The sequence below is a fragment of the Shewanella sp. SM95 genome, assembly GCF_025653595.1.
Lineage (GTDB): Bacteria > Pseudomonadota > Gammaproteobacteria > Enterobacterales > Shewanellaceae > Shewanella > Shewanella oncorhynchi.
The window spans coordinates 1-633 of the sequence record NZ_JAKKSE010000070.1 but is presented as its reverse complement, the minus strand read 5'-3'; the positions used below and the strand labels follow the sequence as shown (position 1 = coordinate 633).

Here is a 633-nt window from a genome sequence, read left to right as displayed (position 1 = left end):
TGCGCCTTGTTGGCTCACTGTGTCACCCTGAGCCATGGTTGCTGGAGCTGCGCCATGTTGGCTCACCGCATCACCTTGAGTTGCGGCCGCTGGGGCTGCGCCTTGTTGGCTCACCGTGTCACCCTGAGCCATGGCCGCTGGGGCTGCGCCTTGTTGGCTCACTGTGTCACCCTGAGCCATGGTTGCTGGAGCTGCGCCATGTTGGCTCACCGCATCACCTTGAGTTGCGGCCGCTGGGGATGCGCCATGTTGGCTCAGCGCATCACCTTGAGTTGCGGCCGCTGGAGCTGCGCCATGTTGGCTCACCGCATCACCTTGAGTTGCGGCCGCTGGGGCTGCGCCTTGTTGGCTCACCGTGTCACCCTGAGCCATGGCCGCTGGGGCTGCGCCTTGTTGGCTCACTGTGTCACCCTGAGCCATGGTTGCTGGAGCTGCGCCATGTTGGCTCACCGCATCACCTTGAGTTGCGGCCGCTGGGGCTGCGCCTTGTTGGCTCACCGTGTCACCCTGAGCCATGGCCGCTGGGGCTGCGCCTTGTTGGCTCACTGTGTCACCCTGAGCCATGGTTGCTGGAGCTGCGCCATGTTGGCTCACCGCATCACCTTGAGTTGCGGCCGCTGGGGATGCGCCATG

1 pseudogene is annotated in these 633 nt (G+C 64.8%); it reads right to left on the bottom strand.

Annotated elements, in window-relative coordinates:
- Nucleotides 1–633, bottom strand: a pseudogene (locus tag L5M29_RS23695) (conjugal transfer protein TraG); the annotation flags it as partial.